Origin of the sequence: Polymorphospora sp. A560, from assembly GCF_045781765.1 — a bacterium.
GTDB lineage: Bacteria > Actinomycetota > Actinomycetes > Mycobacteriales > Micromonosporaceae > Polymorphospora > Polymorphospora lycopeni.
Genome location: NZ_CP122282.1, coordinates 599,554 through 616,213, shown reverse-complemented (window position 1 = coordinate 616,213; position 16,660 = coordinate 599,554). Strand labels below are relative to the sequence as shown.

Below are 16,660 nucleotides of genomic sequence, written 5' to 3'. Positions count from 1 at the left end.
CGCGTGTCGCGTACCGAAACCCCCGTACTCACCCCCCAGGTGCTCGTCGTCGGCGCCGGATCGGCCGGCACCGCCGCCGCGATCGCGGCGGCGGAGACCGGGGCCGACACCCTGCTGGTCGAGGCCAGCGGCCACGTCGGCGGTACGCTCGCCCGCCAGCTGCTGGAGCACAGCGCCGGCTTCCACGACGCCACCGGCAACCAGGTCACCGGCGGCGTCGGCCAGCGCATCGTCACCCTGCTCCAGGAGTACGGCGGATCGCCCGGCCACATCCCGGACGACGTGTCGTACACGGCGACCCGCACCCCGGTCAACCACTCCGAACTCTCCATGTGCGAGGCCGTGCTGCTCCGCCGGGCCGGCGTGCGCCTGCTGCTCAACACCGTCGTCGTCGACGTGGAGACCGCCGCCGGGACCGGCGGAAACGACGACGGCGGGACCGGCACCACGGTCACCGCCGTCGTCGCCGAGATCCCCGGGCGGGGGCGCACCATCATCCGCCCGGGGATCGTCGTGGACTGCTCCGGCGACGCGGTCGTCTTCGCCCTCGCCGGCGCGTCTTTCCAGACCGACCGGGCCGACGCGACCCAGCCCGGGTCGCTGCTGCTCAAGCTCGGCGGCGTCGACTACGAGCCGCTGCTGAAGTACGCCGCCGACAACCCCGACGACCTGCGGCCGGGCAGCCGGATCGGGGACGCCGTCGACGACCACGCCAACCTGTGGGGATTCGGAAAGCTGCTGGCGAAGGGCCACACCGACGGCCGGCTGTCGTGGCGGCGTACCGAGATGCACCTGGCCGCCTGGCCGAGCCGCGGCGAGGCGGTGCTCAACCTGACCCGCACACCGGTCGAGCCCGGGTCGAGCAACGGCGACGCCTATCTCAAGCTCGCCCAGCAGGTCATGGAGACGGTGGCCTGGTTCCGCGAGTACGTGCCCGGCGGCCGGCTCGCCTACCTGGCCGAGGTCGCCGACCGGGTCGGGGTACGCGAGTCCCGCCGGATCACGGGCCTCGTCACGCTCACCGAGGACGACGTGAAGCAGGGGCGCCGGTCGGCGCAGAGTGTCGGGCAGGGAGCCTTCCCGATCGACGTACACGACGCCAACGCGCCCGGCCTGTCGCACACCGACGGGCTGGCGTCCGCCTACGACATCCCGTACGGCATCCTCGTCGGCGCCGAACACGACAACCTGCTCGCCGCCGGCCGGTGTGTCTCCAGTACGCACGAGGCGAACGGCTCCGCCCGGATCACCGCCACCTGTTTCGCCACCGGTGAGGCGGCGGGTACGGCGGCGGCGCTGGCGGTGCGGAAGGGGGTCAGCCCGCGACTGCTGGACGTCGGGGAGTTGCAGGCCCGGCTGCGCCAGCGGGGCGTGATCGGCGCCCGCTGAATCAGGTCGTGGCCCGCCCCGGAACCGGGGCGGGCCACGCTCACATCCGAGTTACTATCATCAGAGATAGTATCCTGAAAGATAGTAACGTGGGTGATACCTTGACCGCCTTCGTCGGCCGCGACGCCGAACTCGCGCTCCTCTCGACCGAATTGGGCCGGGTCCTGCCCGGCACCGACCGGCCGGGACGCTGCCTGCTGATCCGTGGGCGCCGCCGGGTCGGCAAGTCCCGGCTGGTGGAGAAGTTCGTCGAAGACACGGCCGTCGCCAACTTCTTCTTCACCGCCGCGGGCTCGTCTCCCGGCGAGGAGATCCGGCGGTTCTGCGCCGACGCCGCCGAGTCGACGCTGCCGGACCGCGAACTGCTGGCGACGGCGAACCCACGCGACTGGGACGCCGCCTTCCGGCTTCTGGCGACCACGCTGCCCGACGAGGCACCGAGCGTCGTGGTGATCGACGAGGTCCCGTACCTGATGGACTCCGAGCGGGTCTTCGAAGGGCTGTTGCAACGGGCCTGGGACCGACAACTCTCCCGCAAGCCGGTGCTGCTGATCCTGATCGGCTCGGACCTGTCGATGATGGAAGCGCTGAACGACTACCGCCGCCCGTTCCACCAGCGGGGTCGCGAAATGGTCGTCGGGCCGCTCAACCCGGCGGACCTGGCCGTGATGATGAACCTGCCGGCCGCCGAGGCCATCGATGCCGCCCTGGTGACCGGTGGGCTTCCGCTGATCTGCACCGAGTGGCCGCCCGGCACCGACCTGTGGGACTTCCTCGCCGCCGCGACGGCCGACCCGACCTCGGCGCTGATCGTCTCCGCCGAACGGTCACTGGCCGCCGAGTTCCCGTCCCAGGTCCAGGCCCGCACCGTCCTGTCCGCCATCGGGTCCGGCGAGCGTACGTTCGGCAACATCGCCCGCGCCTCCGGTGAACTCGCCGCCACCTCGCTGCAACGGTCGCTGACGGCCCTCACCGACAAGCGGCTCGTCGTCGGCGAACTACCCCTGTCGACCGCCCCGTCGAAGGAACGGCGTTACCGGATCACCGACCCCTACCTGCGGTTCTGGCTCCAGTTCATCGCCCCGAACATGCCGGAGATCGAACGCGGCCGCGGTGACCTGACGCTCGAACGGATCCGCCGCGGCTGGACCAGTTGGCGTGGCCGGGCCGTCGAACCACTGATCCGCGACGCGCTCGCCCGGATCCTGCCGGACGGCCAACTGCCCGTGGCCGGGACCATCGGCGGCTACTGGACCCGCACCAACGACGTCGAGATCGACATCGTCGGCGCCGACCGTGGTCCGGTCGCCCGCGAACTGCTCTTCGTGGGATCGATCAAATGGCTCGACCGCGACACGTTCGACGTACGCGACCTCACCGCGCTGCAACGCCAGCGGGACCGGCTGACCAGCGAACCACTCCCCCTCGTGGCGGTCTCCCGCAGCGGCGTGTCCTGCCCCGGCGTCGACGCGTCGTACGGCCCCGAGCAACTGATCGCCGCCTGGCGCCCCACCAGCAGCGCCGCCTAGCCCCGCGCGGCCGGCGCACCCCGCCCCCGCACCTACCAGGCTCGGAGCATCACCGGGGTTGGTTCTCGGACCGGGTAGTCGCGTCTCCGCCGACAGCGGATCTGATCCCGCGCGCGCCGCCCCGACGGAGTTCGAGATGAAGTCCGAGGGTGAAAAGGACCGCCAGAAGCTTGTCCAACTGGACGGTTCGCTTGCCGTTCTCCAACGCGTTCACGAATCGTTCGGACACTCCGGCAAGGTCCGCCAGTTCGCCCTGGCTCAGGCTCAGGTGCCGCCGACGCAACCGAACGGTGCTTGCCAGGGCATCGCCCATCGTCCCGCTCCCAAGCTCCGTCATGCGATCTCCTGCCCCACTACCCGCACGTACGTGCGGGTAGTGGGCAAGCTAGGCCAGAAGACCGGCGCTCACCAGCAGAATCCGCACGAACGTGCGGGATCCAGGATCGGTTTCGAGGTATCCGACGCAACTCCTCCGAAGGCAGCCAGAAAGGCGCCGACCCAGCCGTGGTTGCTCTGCTTCGACGCCCGGGCCGCCTATCGCTCACCGTCGAAAGCGGGATCGCCTCCCGACCGGATGGAGTTACCCGACAAGTACCGGCCGTAGCCCGGTAGCGCGCGAGACTACTGTTCGTCGGTTCGGTCAAGTGGCAAAGCCGCGACACGCGACCAACCGCGCTGCAACCTCTGCACAACCGGCTCACCACCGAACCACTCCCCCTCGTCGCGGCCTCCCACCGCGGCTCGCCCTGCTCCGGCCTCGACGCGCCGTACGGCCCGAGGAACTACTCGCGCCTGGCATACCGCACCTACCAGGGCATGAGAGCGTCCACGCCGTAGTGGGCCCACCACTGGGACCGGTGCTTGCGCAACGCCCCGGCTACGCGGGTAAGCAACAGCCAGTTTCCGTTGAGCACGAGGGCGGCGTCCTCGGGCCGGCCGGCAAGCACCCGGGCCACCGTTACCACCATGTTGGACACCCCCTCGACAACCTGGTCGTCTTTGGCCATGTCGAAGCTGATGTTGACGAACTCTGCGGGCTCCCACTCCCAGTAGCCGTCGTCATCCTCGGCGTCGTAGTAGCCGTTACGTCCTGAACTGAGGCTGATCAGATATCCACGCTCCTCGTATAGTGCGGAGCTGAACAGTTGGCCGCCGGCCGGAGTACGCGTCTCGATAGCGTCCGGAGCGGCGATCTCAACTACATCACGCAACGGAATGTCGCCACCCAGCGTCAGTCGGTAGCTGATCCCCATCTCGCACCCTTCCTACTGCCGTGGCACGATCTGCACGATCGCACCCTTCCGCGTTACCGCAGCCAGTTCCTTCAGTCCGGTGATGGGCCAGTCATCAAATTGCTTTTGCAGGGCTGCCAGGTCGCCACGCCAGTCCTCAAGGTTGAGCACCACACGTTGGGTCTGTAGGTCGGTGACCTTTCCGACTACCTCGGTCCATATACCCCGGACGGGCTTGGGCGGAGTCGGAGAATAGCAATCGAAGACATGCCCCTCGATCACATAGTCGGGGGTCTTGCGAAGGTTTCCGATGTCGCCGGTACGTAGCCGTGCATCCGCGACCTCTTGCCTGGTCGGGTTCTGGTGCACCCGATAGCCCCTGTCAGCAAGCAGGTCGGCACATTCATTTTCGAGGGTCAACGCCCGCCGGGTGGCATCGTCGTGGTCCTGCGTCTTGGTACGCGGCCCCGTCGGCAACCCGCCGGGCGATCCGGTAGGACTTCTCGTCCACGGCATACCCACGTCACGGCCGTTGGCTCCCGTGCCGCCCAGGTCAGTGACCGTGCGCGTCGAGCCACCGCTATCGCTCGAGGTGGGGCTGGTCGGCGCAGAACCGCCAGCCCCGACCGTTTTCCCGACGAACCGACCTGCCGTGCCTGGTTGATCGCCGCTTCGACGGCCTGGCGGGCGGTACCGCTGCGCTGCACCATGAGCACCAGCACCTGTTTGACGCTGTCCAAGGCTTGGAGGAGCGAGTCGGGTTGACCGCTATGCAGGATCGCATTGACGAGTCTTTGGGCGTCCTCGACATGGGTGATGGTCGCGGTGCAGGTCTCGCAAACGATGGCGATGCCCTGCTGGACCGTCGCCAGTTTTGCGATGGTCTCGTGCGGGCTGGCTTCAAGGGGGACAGCCGCGGCGGTGTTCATGGTGCCATCGATCGACGTGGCGATGCTGGCCAGTTCGGCCTGGACTGCGGAGATGGCGGCGCGTACCCGGAGGATGCCGGAAGCGACGGCGGCGAACCCGGCGACCGCAGCCCGTACGGCAACCTCCTGCGCCTGGTTGTCGGCCGCAGTGGTCAGGCTCCGCGCACGCTCGACACCGGCTGTCAATGTGCGGAGTTCACCGGAGATCTCCTCGATGTTCGACATCTGTCAGCTACCTCAACCGAGAACGGACGGTTCCGGAATCTGCAACCTACCGGCTTTCGACGCCCTGTCACAGGTCTCGCACCTCGATCAGCCGATGGGGTCGCCAGCCGACCGGGAACCCCAGGGCGGGGTGGGAAGTAGAGTCGCCTGCGAACGTACGACGATCGCCGGGGAGGTGCGACCGCCTCCCGACCGGATGGAGTTACCCGACGTGTTGACGATGCAGGATGCGCTGGTTCGACTCGCCGCCTACTGGGGCGAGCAGGGTTGCCTGACGGTCCAGCCGATGAACACCGAGGTGGGAGCGGGCACGCTCAACCCGGCGACGTTCCTGCGGGTGCTCGGTCCGGAGCCGTGGCGGGTCGCGTATGTCGAGCCGTCGGTGCGCCCCGACGACGCCCGGTACGGGGAGAACCCGAACCGGATCCAGACGCACACCCAGTTCCAGGTGATCCTGAAGCCGGAGCCGGGCAACAGCCAGGAGTTGTACCTGGGCAGCCTGGCGGCGCTCGGCATCGACGTCGCCGCGCACGACGTACGGTTCGTCGAGGACAACTGGGCGTCGCCGGCCCTGGGCGCCTGGGGGCTGGGCTGGGAGGTCTGGCTCGACGGGCTGGAGATCACCCAGTTCACGTACTTCCAGCAGGCGGGCGGGATCAACCTCGACCCGCCGGCGGTGGAGATCACGTACGGGATCGAGCGCATCCTGATGGCGCTTCAGGGGGTACGGCACTTCAAGGAGATCGCCTACACCGACACCGTCTCGTACGGGGAACTGTTCGGGCAGGGCGAGTACGAGATGTCGCGCTACTACCTCGACGACGCGGACATCGCGGCGAACCGCAGCCTGTTGCAGCTCTACGCGTCCGAGGCGCAGCGGATGATCGACGCCGGGCTGCCGGTGCCGGCGCACACGTACGTGCTGAAGTGTTCGCACGCGTTCAACGTGCTCGACGCGCGGGGTGCGGTGTCGACGGCGGAGCGGGCGACCGAGTTCGCCCGGATGCGCAGGTTGGCCGGTGACGTGGCGCGGTTGTGGATGGAGCGCCGGGCCGAGCTGGATCATCCGTTGGGGGTCTGCGCGCCGGTCGCCGTACCGGAGGCTGTTGATGTCGACCTTGTGCCGCGTGGGCCGGAGCCGCGCGCGTTCGTCTGCGAGGTCGGCACCGAGGAGATGCCGCCGGTCGAGGGGCGGGCCGCCGCCGGCCAGCTTGCGCAGGAGTTGACGGCGCGGCTGGCGAACACCCGGCTGGCGCACGGCCGGATCACGGTGCGGGCGACGCCGCGCCGGCTGGTCGCCCTGGTCGACGGGGTAGCCGCCCGTGAGGAGGACCAGGACCGGGTCGTGAAGGGGCCGAAGGTGGCGGCGGCGTTCGACTCGGCCGGCGAGCCGACCCCGGCGGTGCGGGGGTTCGCGCGGGCGCAGGGGGTCGAGGTCGTCGACCTGGTACGGCAACAGGTCGGCAACGCCGAGCACATGGTGCTGGTGCGGCGTGAGATCGGGCGGGGTGCGCCCGAGGTGCTGGCCGGTGTCGTCGAGGGCGCGGTCGCGGCGCTGCGGTCGGGCCGGAACATGCGCTGGAACGACCCGAAGCTGGCGTTCACCCGGCCGATCCGGTGGCTGCTGGCACTGTGGGGCGACCAGGTGGTGCCGGCCCGGGTGTCGGCGCTGGTCGCCGACCGGCGGACCCGGGTGCTGCGGACGGCGCCCACCCCGGAGATCGCCGTCGAATCGGCGGAGTCCTATGTGGAGGCTGTGGAGGCCGCCGGGATCGTGCTCGACCACGCGGACCGGCGGACCCGGATCGTCGAAGGGTCGCGGACGCTGGCCGCCGGGGTGGGCGGTCATGTCGACGTCGACGGTGAGCGCGGGCTGATCGAGCAGGTCGCGTTCCTGGTGGAGCAGCCGGCGCCGCTGCTCGGCAGGTTCGACGACAGCTACCTGTCGCTGCCGGAGGCGGTGCTGGCGACGGTGATGCGCAAGCACCAGCGTTACCTGCCGGTCCGGGGCGCCGACGGCCGGCTGCTGCCGTACTTCGTCGCGGTCGCGAACGGGCCGGTCCACGCCGACCTGGTTCGGGCCGGGAACGAGGCGGTGCTGCGGGCCCGGTACGAGGACGCGCTGTTCTTCTACCGCACCGACCGGGAGACGCCGCTCGCGCAGATGCGGGCGAAGCTGGCCCGGTTGACGTTCACCGACCGGCTCGGCTCGGTCGCGGAGCGGGCGGACCGGATCGCCGCGCTGGCCCGCCGGCTCGCGGACGAGGTCGGGCTGGACGGGCCGGACCGGGCGGTGCTGGACCGGGCCGCGACGCTGGTCAAGTTCGACCTGGGCAGCCAGCTGGTGACGGAGATGACCAGTCTCGCGGGGACGATGGCCCGGGACTACGCGGCGCATGCCGGGGAGCCGGCGGCGGTCGCCGAGGCGTTGTTCGAGGCGGAGCGGCCGCGCAACACCGAGGACGCCCTTCCGCGTGGCGTCGCGGGTGAACTGCTGTCGGTCGCGGACCGGCTCGACCTGCTGACCGGGCTGGCCGCGACGGTGGGGCTGCCGACCGGGAGCAGCGACCAGTTCGCGCTGCGCCGGGCCGCGCTCGGGCTGCTCGGGGTGTTCCGGCGGCGGCCGGTGCTGGCGCCGGTGTCGCTGCGCGAGGCGTTGCGGCTGGCGGCCGACCTGCAGCCGGTGCCGGTCTCCGACGATGTGTTGGAGGCCGTCGCCGAGTTCGTCACCCGCCGGTTCGAGCAGCAGCTCACCGAGGAGGAGCAGCCGGTCGACCGGATCCGGGCGGTGCTGCCGCACGCCGACCGGCCGCACTTCTTGGACCGGACGCTGGCGCAGCTCGACAAGCTGGTCGACCAGGCCGGGTTCCAGCAGCTCACCGAGGCGTTGCAGCGGGCGCGGCGGATCGTGCCGGCCGGCACGCCGGCGCAGTACGACCCGGGGGTGCTGGTCGAGCCGGCGGAGGTCGCCCTGCACGACGCGCTGGTGTGGGCGCGGGCCGGACTCGGCGACGCGCCGGACCTGGACCGGTTCGTCGAGGCGACCGGTGGGATCGTACGGCCGGTGAACACGTTCTTCGACGACGTGTTCGTGATGGTCGACGACGAGCGGCTGCGGCAGGCCCGGCTGGGCCTGCTGGCGTCGGTCGCCGATCTGGGCACGCCGGTGCTGGCCTGGGAGCATCTGCGGATGTGACCCCGATGCCCGGGCGGGCGGGGTGCGCGCCCGGCGGGTTCGGCGCTGATCAAGGACAAACCGTGCCGGTTGTGCCGTGATTTGTCGCGCAACTAGTCCTTGATCAGCCGGGAGACCCTACGGTCGGCCGGCCACCGTGCGCAGGGCTACGGCCAGGTCGCGGCCGGTCGGTGCGTTGTCGGGGTCGATGAGCCACTGCAGCACCATGCCGTTGATCATCGTCATGGCGAGCGAGCCGACGGTCCGCGCCTGCTCCTCGGTGACCTCGGTCGGGTCGACCAGCAGCAGCAGGGCCGCCATGTCGCGGCGGGCGACCTTGAAGGTTTCCGCGACCTGCTCGCGGACCTCGGTCGCGTGCAACGCGACGGCGAGCGCCTGGGCGCTGCCCGCCGCCACCGTCCGGTCGGCGTGGACCGCGGCGACGATGCCGTCGAGGAACGCTTCCAACCGGTCCACCGGTTCCCCGTCGCCGACCACCTCCACAGTGAGGCTGATCGCGTCGCCCCACTCGTCGAACGTGGCCAGGATCGCCGCGTTGAGCAGGGCTTCCTTCGAGCCGAAGTGGTAGCCGATCGAGGCGAGGTTGGTGCCGGATTCGGCGACCAGGTCCCGGGCGGTGATCTGCCCGAAGCTCTTCTCCTTGACCAGGCGCTTCGCGCCGGCGAGAAGGTCCTCCCGATGTCCCATCGCGCCATTCTACGCCAAGATTTATACACTCGTTCTAGACGGACGTCTTAGACGCTGTACTAGACGTATGTATAAGACGCTCGTATAGTTCCGGGCATGACTGACCACACCGCCAAGGCGGGTGGGCGGGAATGGGTGGGCCTCGCCGTGCTCGTCCTGCCCGCCCTGCTCGCCTCGATGGACCTCTCCGTGCTCTTCATGGCCACGCCCTGGATCAGCGCCGACCTGCAACCCAGCGGCACCCAACTGCTCTGGGTGATGGATGTCTACGGCTTCCTGATGGCCGGTCTGCTGCTGACCATGGGCTCGCTCGGCGACCGCATCGGCCGGCGGAAACTCCTGCTGATCGGTGCCGTCGCCTTCGGCGCGGCCTCCCTGCTCGCCGCGTACGCGAACAGCACCGAACTGCTCATCGCCGCCCGCGCCCTGCTCGGCATCGGCGGCGCCACCCTCGCCCCGTCGACGCTGGCCCTGATCCGCAACATGTTCCACGACCCTGATCAGCGCCGTGCCGCGATCGGCATCTGGACCGGCGCGTTCACCGGCGGTGTCGCGCTCGGCCCGATCATCGGCGGGCTGCTGCTCGAACACTTCTGGTGGGGATCGGTCTTCCTGATCAACGTGCCGGTGATGGTGCTGCTGCTGGTCCTGGCCCCGATCCTGCTGCCCGAGCACCGGGATCCGGCCGGTGGCCGCTTCGACCTGCTCAGCGCGCTGCTGTCGATAGCGGCCGTACTGCCGGTCATCTACGGGATCAAGGAGCTGGCCGAGGCCGGCCTGCACTGGCCGGCGGTGCTGGCGATCGTGGTCGGGCTCGCGGTCGGGGTGCTGTTCGTCCGCCGCCAGTCGACCATGGCCGACCCGCTGATCGACGTCGGCCTCTTCCGCAACGGGGCGTTCAGCGCCGCCATCGGGGCGTACGCGATCATGGTTTTCGCCAGCGCGGGCACCGGCTACCTCGCCGTGCAGTACATGCAGGTCGTGCTCGGGCTCCGGCCCTTCACCGCCGCCCTGTGGATGCTTCCGACCGTGGCCGGGACCATGGTCGGCATCGCGCTGGCCACCGCGCTGGTCCGGGTCGTCCGGCCCGCGCTCGTGGCGGGTGCCGGCCTCGCCGTCGCCGGCTGCGGATTCCTGCTGGTCAATCGGATCGACGTCGACTCGTCCGAGATCGTGGTCATCGCCGGCTACACCGTGCTGACGCTCGGTATCGGGATGGTCGCCCCGCTCGCCATCGACCTGATCGTCTCCACGGCCCCGCCGTCCCGGGCCGGCACCGCGGCGGCGCTCGGCGAGACCGGTGCCGAGTTCGGCGGCGCGCTCGGCATCGCCGTCCTGGGCAGTGTCGCCATCGTCGCCTACCGGGACGGGATCGGTGATTCACTGCCCGCCGGGGTGCCGGCCGAGGCCGCCGACGCCGCGACCGGCACCCTCGGCGGTGCGGTCGCCGCCGCTGGCGCGCTCCCGGCGGAACTCGCCGGCCCGCTGATGCAGGCGGCGAACGTCGCGTTCACCGACGGCTTCAAGCTGGCCGCGGTCGTGGGCGCCGCCCTGCTGTTCACCACCGCCGTCGTGGTCGGCATCCGGCTGCGACGGGTACGTCTGGACCAGCCGGTATCGCATTGAGCCGACGGCCTGTGGCCGGCTATAAAACGGGGCGTGACAGCGAGCGGCCTGCGGATGCGCGGCTACACCGACGCCGACCTGCCCCGGCTGACGGACACCTTCGCCGACTGGATCGCTCAGGCCGGGAGCTGCGGGTACGACCACGTCGGCGAGGTGCCGCACCGGATATACGAGAACCTGCGCGGCCGTCCCATCGGCGAACTCGTGCAACTGTGGGAGCGGGACGGTGAGATCGTCGGGTTGGCGGTCAACGGCCGGTTTGGCAACGCCTTCGACGTCTTCACCGCCCCCGGCCTACGGGGTGGTGGGGCGGAGCTGACGATGCTGCGGTCGGCGGCCGACACGACCGCCGGTCAGACCGACGAGGGGGCGGTCCTGACCGACGTCTTCGACTGCGACACGACCAGGATCGACCTGCTGGAACGGCTCGGATTCGCCCGCTTCCGCACCTGGGACCAGGTCAACGAGCGTGATCTGCGCGAAGCCGTCGGGGAGCCGGGGCTCCCCGACGGCTTCGCCGTACGTTCCGCGCGGTTGGTCGACGCCGACCAGCTCGCGGCCGTCCGGAACCACTCGTTCGGCACCTCCTGGACCGGTGGCCTCTACCGGTCGGCGGTGATGACCAAACCGGGCTACGACCCGGCGCACGAGATCGTGGTCGAGGCGCCGGACGGCCGGATCGCCGCGTTCGCCGTCTGCTGGCTCGACCGGCGCAACCGGATCGGCCACTTCGAGCCGGTCGGCACGCACCGCGACTTCCAGCGTCGCGGGCTGGCCGGGGCGGTGATGCGGCACGCGATGCGATGGATGGCGGGACTCGGCATGACCCGGGTGAGCGTCAACCACGACGCCGAGAACGTGGCCGCCCGCCGCCTCTACGCGTCGCTCGGCTTCCACAAGCGCTGCGAGACGTACGGCTACCGGCGGGCGATCGACACCGTCAGACCAGCACGCTCCAGGTGAGCGGGCCGACCTGCCCGTCGGCGACCAGCCCGTTCGCGCTCTGGAAGGCGCGGGCCGCGGCGGCGGTGACCGCGCCGAACCCACCGTCGACCAGGAGCGAGGCGCCCCGGGCGTTCAGCGCCGTCTGGGCGGCCCGGACGACGTCGCCGGAGCTGCCCTGCTGCACCGGCAGGATCAGCGCGGTCCAGGTGATCGGCCCGACGAGCCCGTCGACGTAGAGGCCGCGTCCACTCTGGAACGTACGGACCGCCGACGCGGTGCCCGGCCCGAAGTAGCCGTCGACGACGACGGAGACGCCCCGCCCGCGCAGCAGGTACTGGATGGTCCGCTGGACCCAGCCGGTGCCGCCGGACACCGAGGGCCAGCCGGTGCTGCCGAGCGGGGCGGTCGAGCCGAGACTGATCCCCCGGTTGGCCAGGAACACCCGGGGGTCGGTCGAGGTGAGCCGGGGCCGGTGGATCTCGAAGTGCAGGTGCGGACCGGTGGAGTTGCCGGTGGTGCCCATCAGCCCGATCAACTGCCCGCAGCTGATCTGCTGTCCGGGGCTGACCAGGACCCGGTGCAGGTGTCCGTAGTAGGTGAAGTAGCTGTCGACGTGGTTGAGATGGACGCTGTTGCCGGTGCGGCCGGGCAGCGGGCCACTGGTCTGGTCACCCGGATAGGAGCCGGTGCGGATGTCGCGGACGGTGCCGGCGGCGGCCGCGTAGACCGGGGTGCCCTGGGCGGCGGCGACGTCCCAGCCGAGGTGGCCGGGCCGGCTCGGGGTCTTGTACCCGGAGGTCAGCGTGCCGCGGGTCGGGTTGGTCCAGGTGCTCGGGCCGGCCGCGACGGCCGCGCCGGGCAGCCCGAGCGCACCGGCGCCGATCCCGGCACCGAGAGCCACGAACAGGGTACGGCGACTCGCCGCCACGTCACCCAGCCGGCGCGATCGACTCTGATCGTTCATCCGTTCGGTCCTCCAGCGTCCGTACGCCCCGACATCCGGGGTTGATCACCGTGGCAATTGATCGTAGATGATCGATGCGAAGCGGGAAAGGCGGTCAGGATTCGAGAAGCGCAAGCGACCAGGCCGCACCTAGCGTGACTGTCAGGCGGCTGAACGTCCTCCCGGCAGGTCGCCGGGGTATGGATCGCCCATTTCCGAGGAGACCCCGATGAACTGGAACAGGTTGGTTCGGCAGAGTCACCGCTGGCTGTCGATCGCCTTCACGGTGACCGTCGTCATCGCCACCGTCGCCGCCCTGGCAGTGGAGGAGCCCGCCGTCTGGGTGTTCCTGCTGCCGCCGCTCCCGCTCGCCCTGCTCCTGCTCACCGGCCTGTACCTGTTCGTGCTGCCGTACGTCGCCCGGCGGCGCGGCGCGCGACGCATCGCCCGCGAAAGCTGACGCCGACCGGGGTCAACGGGTCCAGGTCGGTGTTCCGTCGCCGGTCATCGCCGACAGCACCCGGCAGCCCATCGACGCCACCGCGGCCGACAGCGCGGCACGGACCCGGTCGGCGTCGCCGGGCGGGAACGCGATCCGGATCTGGTGGCCGTACATCGTCTCGTAGGTGACCCGCCACCGGGCCGCCGTCGCCACGAACCGGTCCTGGCGCAGCCCGTCGGCGGATTCGACGCCACCCCGGTCCGTGGTGGGGGCCAGGGCGGCGCGCAGGATGCGCAGCCGTTCGGCGTACGGGTGTTCGTCTCCGGCCAGCCGGACGTAGATCCGGGTGAGGTCGCGTACCGGTTCGAACCAGGGCGCCACCTGCGGCATCGGCGGGAAGAGCCCGCAGGTGAGGCGACCGTCGATCCACGCGGACAGGAACCCGGTCGCGGTGACGTCGTGGCGCTCGTACCGGGAGCCGCGCGGGTCCCAGACGACCACCGGCCACCGGTGCGGCTCTCCCCCGGTCAGCCAGCACAGCCGGTCGCCGTTGACGGTGGCGGCCCACACCAGCAGGCCGCCCGGTTCCGGATGCAGCGGGTACGGGTAGTTCTCCGGGAACTCGTCGCGCAGTGGCCCTTCGAGTTCGAGGAGTCCGTCCGCCTCGTCGAGAAGGTTGCCGAGGCCAAACGGGGTGTGCGGGAAGAGGAAGTCGAGGAACTCGCCGCGGCCGTAGCGGCGTACGAGGTCTTTGAAGTCGGCCGGCAGGGACCGGCCGAGGGTGCGGTCGACGGCCGTCCAGTCGCCGTCGCCGTCCACCGATGCCGGCGGTGGCGGCACCCGCCGGACCAGGTCGTCGATCGTCACGGCGGCCAGGCTATCCGCTGGCACCGATCGTGACGGCGAGGCCGGCGGGCAGCGGGTACGGCCACTCACGCGGCAGCAGTGCGGCGGCGCCGGTCTCGTCGCCGGCCCGCAACCGGTCCCGGACGGCGTGCGCGGTGTCGGTGACGTCGGTGAGCCGGACGATCCAGTCGTCGACGTAGCGGTGGACCGCCTCCCCGCTGAGCCCGACCTGCAGCGACCGGTGCGGCAACGCGGCCAGGTGGGGCGAGCGCTCCGGGTCCCACTGCACCCGGACCGGACTGGCCCGCAGCCGCGCCGACCAGTCCTCGCGGCTTTGGTAATGATCGCGGCTGTAGTGGCTCAGGCAGGAGTTGGCCAGTGCCCACTCGAAGGCGGCGCGGGTGATCTCGACGGCGAGGACGTGTTCCTGGTCGGGCTTGGTGGCGTAGCCGCAGCGGTACATCATCCAGAGGAACGAAGGCTTGATCCAGGTCATCCGTTCGCGTTTGAACGGGTCCACGAACCGGCCGGTGGCCAGCGCCGGGCGGGCGATCCGGGCCGGGTACGCCTGGTAGACGGTGATCGTGTCGTCGGTGTGGACGGCGCGGATCTGACGTACGGGAACTGACACGCCGTTGATCGTCGGCGGTGTCGCGGCGGACTGCCAGCGGTTATCGGTCGGACCAGTCGTAGACGACGATGGTGGTACCGGGTTCGAGGGTGGCGCCGGCGGCGGCGTACATGCGCAGCGCCGGCTCGTTGTCGTGTTCGGTGCCGGTCCACATTCCGTAACAGCCGGCGGCGCGGGCGATGTCTGCGAGGGCTCGGACGAGGCCGCGGCCGATGCCCCGGTCGCGGGCGTGTTCGGCGACGCCCAGTTCGTAGATGAACATCTCGACGCCCTTGTCGGGGTGGATCATCTCGACGCCGGTGACGAAGCCGACCGGCCCGTCCGGGGTCTCGGCGAAGACGAGGTGGTGGCCCGGGGTGGTGAGGAACCGCTCGGTCCACTCCCGTCGGGGCGGGTCGTCGAAGAGGTCGGCGGCGGTGAGGACGAGGTCGACGTCACCCGGTCCGAGGACCCGGTAGTCGACGGTCAGCGGTTCCATCCGCCGATGGTATGGCTTGTGCGCTTCGCGCACGTCCGCCCCGGTCAGTGTGCGGCGAGCGCCGAGGGCGTCTGGCGGCCGACGATGGCCGGGGCCTCGTGGATCAGTTCGTCGTCGACGATGGCGTTGACCATGAACAGCGCGAAGTCGGTGCGCCGCGTGATGTTGCTGCGCAGGGCCGGGTCGCCGACGTGTCGCCGCCACACCGGCAGTCCCTGGCTGTCGCCTTCCTCGAGGTCGCTGCCGCGTACGACGGTCCAGCGGGTGTCGCTGGCGAAGATCCGCCGGCAGGCCTCGACCTGATCGTTGATGTCGACGGCCCGGGCCAGCCGGCCGACCACCGCGAAGAACTTGACGGCGGCGCGGACGCTGAGCGGGTAGACGTCCTTGCCGTCGCGGGTGATGTGCCAGCCGCAGGAGAAGACCAGGCGGGCATCGGCCTGGGCGTGGTCCATCACCGCCTGGGCGGTGCCGCTCGAGTAGTTCTTGACGCCCCAGGGGACCAGCACGGTCAGTACGGCGTCGCAGCCGGCGACCGCCTTCGCGATCACCTGCCGGTCGTTGGTGGGTCCGGGTACGACGGTGATGCGGTCGCCGAAATCGGCCAGCTTCCCGACGCTCCGCTCGCGGCAGACGGCCACGACCTGGTAGCCGCGGTCCAGCAGGTGCCGAATCATGTACTGCCCGAGTTTGCCCGATCCGCCGACGACGCAGACCCGCTTGCCCCGCCCGAGGCTCTCCTGCGTGCTCATCTTTCCTCCTCGAGAGGCGGATGCCGGCGCAGCGCCCGCAACCGCAGCCAACCTTACGTCCGTAAGGTTGACTGCAGGTTATCCTTACGCCCGTAAGGTCGTCAATCAGGAACTGGAGTGCCCGGTGGTTCCGAGCCCCAAGCGGCAACGCCCGCGACTGTCCAGGGAGCGCGTGTTCGAGGCCGCCGTGAGCGTGGCCGACGCGCGCGGGGTCGCCGCCGTGACCATGCGAAACGTGGCCGAGCAGCTCGGAATCGAGGCGATGTCGCTCTACCACCACGTGGCGAACAAGGACAAGATCCTCGATGGGATCGTCGACCTGGTCTTCGCGCAGATCGAGCTGCCCGACGACGGGTCCGACTGGAAGAACGCCATGTACCGGCGGGCCGCCTCCGCCCGGGCGGTGCTCTCGCGCCACCCCTGGGCGCTCGGCCTGATGGAGTCCCGCCGCAACCCGGGTCCGGCGACCCTGCGGCACCACGACTGGATGATCGGGCGCCTGCGGACCGCGGGGTTCTCGATCCGGTTGGTCGCGCACGCGATCTCGGCCATCGACGCGTACGTCTACGGGTTCGTGCTCCAGGAGTCGACGCTGCCGTTCAGCACGACCGAGGAACTCAAGGACGTGTCGGCCGGGATCGTCGAACAGCTGCCGGCAGCCGGGTATCCGCATCTCGCCGAGATGTTCGAACACGCCCTGCGGCCCGGATACTCCTACGCCGAGGAGTTCGCGTTCGGTCTCGAACTGGTCCTCGACGGCCTCGAACGGGCCTTCACCGAAGCGAGTGGATCACCCCGCCAGGGCTGAGG

At 70.4% G+C, this 16,660-nt stretch carries 16 protein-coding genes and 1 pseudogene; 7 read left to right on the top strand and 10 right to left on the bottom strand.

The window, feature by feature from the left end; translation table 11 throughout:
- The first annotated feature begins 3 nt into the window (after nt 1–3).
- Both QCD66_RS02930 and QCD66_RS02925 read left to right on the top strand, forming a co-directional pair.
- On the top strand, nt 4–1,389 hold the full coding sequence (locus QCD66_RS02930; RefSeq protein ID WP_375733681.1) for an FAD-dependent oxidoreductase: 1,386 nt from the start codon (nt 4–6) through the stop codon (nt 1,387–1,389).
- An 89-nt stretch (nt 1,390–1,478) separates the two neighbouring features.
- Nucleotides 1,479–2,918: an ATP-binding protein gene (locus tag QCD66_RS02925; RefSeq protein WP_375733682.1), complete on the top strand. Its 1,440-nt coding sequence runs from the start codon at nt 1,479–1,481 to the stop codon at nt 2,916–2,918.
- 49 nt (nt 2,919–2,967) lie between these two features.
- Here the strand turns inward: QCD66_RS02925 and QCD66_RS02920 are convergent, their stop codons facing one another.
- From QCD66_RS02920 to QCD66_RS02905, 4 genes and pseudogenes are all read right to left on the bottom strand, one after another.
- Nucleotides 2,968–3,231, bottom strand: coding sequence for a type II toxin-antitoxin system Y4mF family antitoxin (locus tag QCD66_RS02920; protein WP_407567230.1), 264 nt, complete (start codon nt 3,229–3,231; stop codon nt 2,968–2,970).
- A gap of 493 nt (nt 3,232–3,724) precedes the next feature.
- The gene (locus QCD66_RS02915) at nt 3,725–4,171 is read right to left on the bottom strand and encodes a SitI3 family protein (protein ID WP_375733684.1); all 447 of its coding nucleotides are present in this window, start codon (nt 4,169–4,171) and stop codon (nt 3,725–3,727) included.
- Nucleotides 4,172–4,183: 12 nt separating this feature from the next.
- Nucleotides 4,184–4,570 carry a hypothetical protein gene (locus tag QCD66_RS02910; RefSeq protein ID WP_375733685.1) on the bottom strand — a complete coding sequence of 129 codons (387 nt, stop codon included), beginning with the start codon at nt 4,568–4,570 and terminating at the stop codon, nt 4,184–4,186.
- Nucleotides 4,571–4,782: 212 nt separating this feature from the next.
- A pseudogene (locus QCD66_RS02905) lies at nt 4,783–5,304 on the bottom strand (DUF6244 family protein); the annotation flags it as partial.
- A gap of 196 nt (nt 5,305–5,500) precedes the next feature.
- Here QCD66_RS02905 and QCD66_RS02900 point away from each other — a divergent pair.
- Nucleotides 5,501–8,500, top strand: a complete 3,000-nt coding sequence (locus QCD66_RS02900) for a glycine--tRNA ligase (RefSeq protein ID WP_375733709.1) — start codon at nt 5,501–5,503, stop codon at nt 8,498–8,500.
- A 117-nt stretch (nt 8,501–8,617) separates the two neighbouring features.
- Here QCD66_RS02900 and QCD66_RS02895 read toward each other — a convergent pair whose 3' ends face one another.
- The gene (locus QCD66_RS02895; RefSeq protein WP_375733686.1) at nt 8,618–9,187 is read right to left on the bottom strand and encodes a TetR/AcrR family transcriptional regulator; all 570 of its coding nucleotides are present in this window, start codon (nt 9,185–9,187) and stop codon (nt 8,618–8,620) included.
- Between the two features lie 96 nt (nt 9,188–9,283).
- Here QCD66_RS02895 and QCD66_RS02890 point away from each other — a divergent pair, with 96 nt between their 5' ends.
- Nucleotides 9,284–10,813, top strand: a complete 1,530-nt coding sequence (locus QCD66_RS02890; protein WP_375733687.1) for an MFS transporter — start codon at nt 9,284–9,286, stop codon at nt 10,811–10,813.
- Nucleotides 10,814–10,846: 33 nt separating this feature from the next.
- Nucleotides 10,847–11,776 (top strand): GNAT family N-acetyltransferase, encoded by a 930-nt coding sequence (locus tag QCD66_RS02885; protein ID WP_375733688.1) that lies wholly within the window; start codon nt 10,847–10,849, stop codon nt 11,774–11,776.
- Here the strand turns inward: QCD66_RS02885 and QCD66_RS02880 are convergent.
- On the bottom strand, nt 11,754–12,722 hold the full coding sequence (locus tag QCD66_RS02880; protein WP_375733689.1) for a peptidoglycan DD-metalloendopeptidase family protein: 969 nt from the start codon (nt 12,720–12,722) through the stop codon (nt 11,754–11,756). The two genes, QCD66_RS02885 and QCD66_RS02880, sit on opposite strands and share 23 nt — an antisense overlap.
- A 208-nt stretch (nt 12,723–12,930) precedes the next feature.
- Between QCD66_RS02880 and QCD66_RS02875 the strand changes: the two genes are divergently transcribed.
- Entirely contained in the window at nt 12,931–13,161 is a 231-nt protein-coding gene (locus QCD66_RS02875) for a hypothetical protein (protein WP_364210424.1), read from the top strand.
- A 12-nt stretch (nt 13,162–13,173) separates the two neighbouring features.
- On the opposite strand, the gene QCD66_RS02870 is transcribed toward QCD66_RS02875, so the two are convergent.
- The 4 genes from QCD66_RS02870 to QCD66_RS02855 are packed head-to-tail and all read right to left on the bottom strand — an operon-like array spanning nt 13,174 to nt 15,850.
- Nucleotides 13,174–14,010: an SMI1/KNR4 family protein gene (locus QCD66_RS02870; protein ID WP_375733690.1), complete on the bottom strand. Its 837-nt coding sequence runs from the start codon at nt 14,008–14,010 to the stop codon at nt 13,174–13,176.
- 10 nt (nt 14,011–14,020) lie between these two features.
- Nucleotides 14,021–14,620, bottom strand: a complete 600-nt coding sequence (locus QCD66_RS02865; protein WP_375733691.1) for a DUF4291 domain-containing protein — start codon at nt 14,618–14,620, stop codon at nt 14,021–14,023.
- 40 nt (nt 14,621–14,660) lie between these two features.
- Nucleotides 14,661–15,098, bottom strand: coding sequence for a GNAT family N-acetyltransferase (locus QCD66_RS02860; protein WP_357536712.1), 438 nt, complete (start codon nt 15,096–15,098; stop codon nt 14,661–14,663).
- 44 nt (nt 15,099–15,142) lie between these two features.
- Nucleotides 15,143–15,850, bottom strand: coding sequence for an NAD(P)-dependent oxidoreductase (locus QCD66_RS02855; RefSeq protein ID WP_375733692.1), 708 nt, complete (start codon nt 15,848–15,850; stop codon nt 15,143–15,145).
- Between the two features lie 172 nt (nt 15,851–16,022).
- On the opposite strand from QCD66_RS02855, the gene QCD66_RS02850 reads away from it, so the two are divergent.
- A complete protein-coding gene (locus QCD66_RS02850) occupies nt 16,023–16,658 on the top strand; it encodes a TetR/AcrR family transcriptional regulator (RefSeq protein ID WP_375733693.1) in 636 nt (211 codons plus the stop codon).
- Nucleotides 16,659–16,660: the final 2 nt, after the last annotated feature.

Coding starts and splice junctions, on each gene's coding strand:
- QCD66_RS02920 (WP_407567230.1), bottom strand. CDS start 3,231: ATGGGCGATGCCCTGGCAAGCACCGTTCGGTTGCGTCGGCGGCACCTG.
- QCD66_RS02860 (WP_357536712.1), bottom strand. CDS start 15,098: ATGGAACCGCTGACCGTCGACTACCGGGTCCTCGGACCGGGTGACGTC.
- QCD66_RS02875 (WP_364210424.1), top strand. CDS start 12,931: ATGAACTGGAACAGGTTGGTTCGGCAGAGTCACCGCTGGCTGTCGATC.
- QCD66_RS02895 (WP_375733686.1), bottom strand. CDS start 9,187: ATGGGACATCGGGAGGACCTTCTCGCCGGCGCGAAGCGCCTGGTCAAG.
- QCD66_RS02880 (WP_375733689.1), bottom strand. CDS start 12,722: ATGAACGATCAGAGTCGATCGCGCCGGCTGGGTGACGTGGCGGCGAGT.
- QCD66_RS02855 (WP_375733692.1), bottom strand. CDS start 15,850: ATGAGCACGCAGGAGAGCCTCGGGCGGGGCAAGCGGGTCTGCGTCGTC.
- QCD66_RS02890 (WP_375733687.1), top strand. CDS start 9,284: ATGACTGACCACACCGCCAAGGCGGGTGGGCGGGAATGGGTGGGCCTC.
- QCD66_RS02900 (WP_375733709.1), top strand. CDS start 5,501: ATGGAGTTACCCGACGTGTTGACGATGCAGGATGCGCTGGTTCGACTC.
- QCD66_RS02915 (WP_375733684.1), bottom strand. CDS start 4,171: ATGGGGATCAGCTACCGACTGACGCTGGGTGGCGACATTCCGTTGCGT.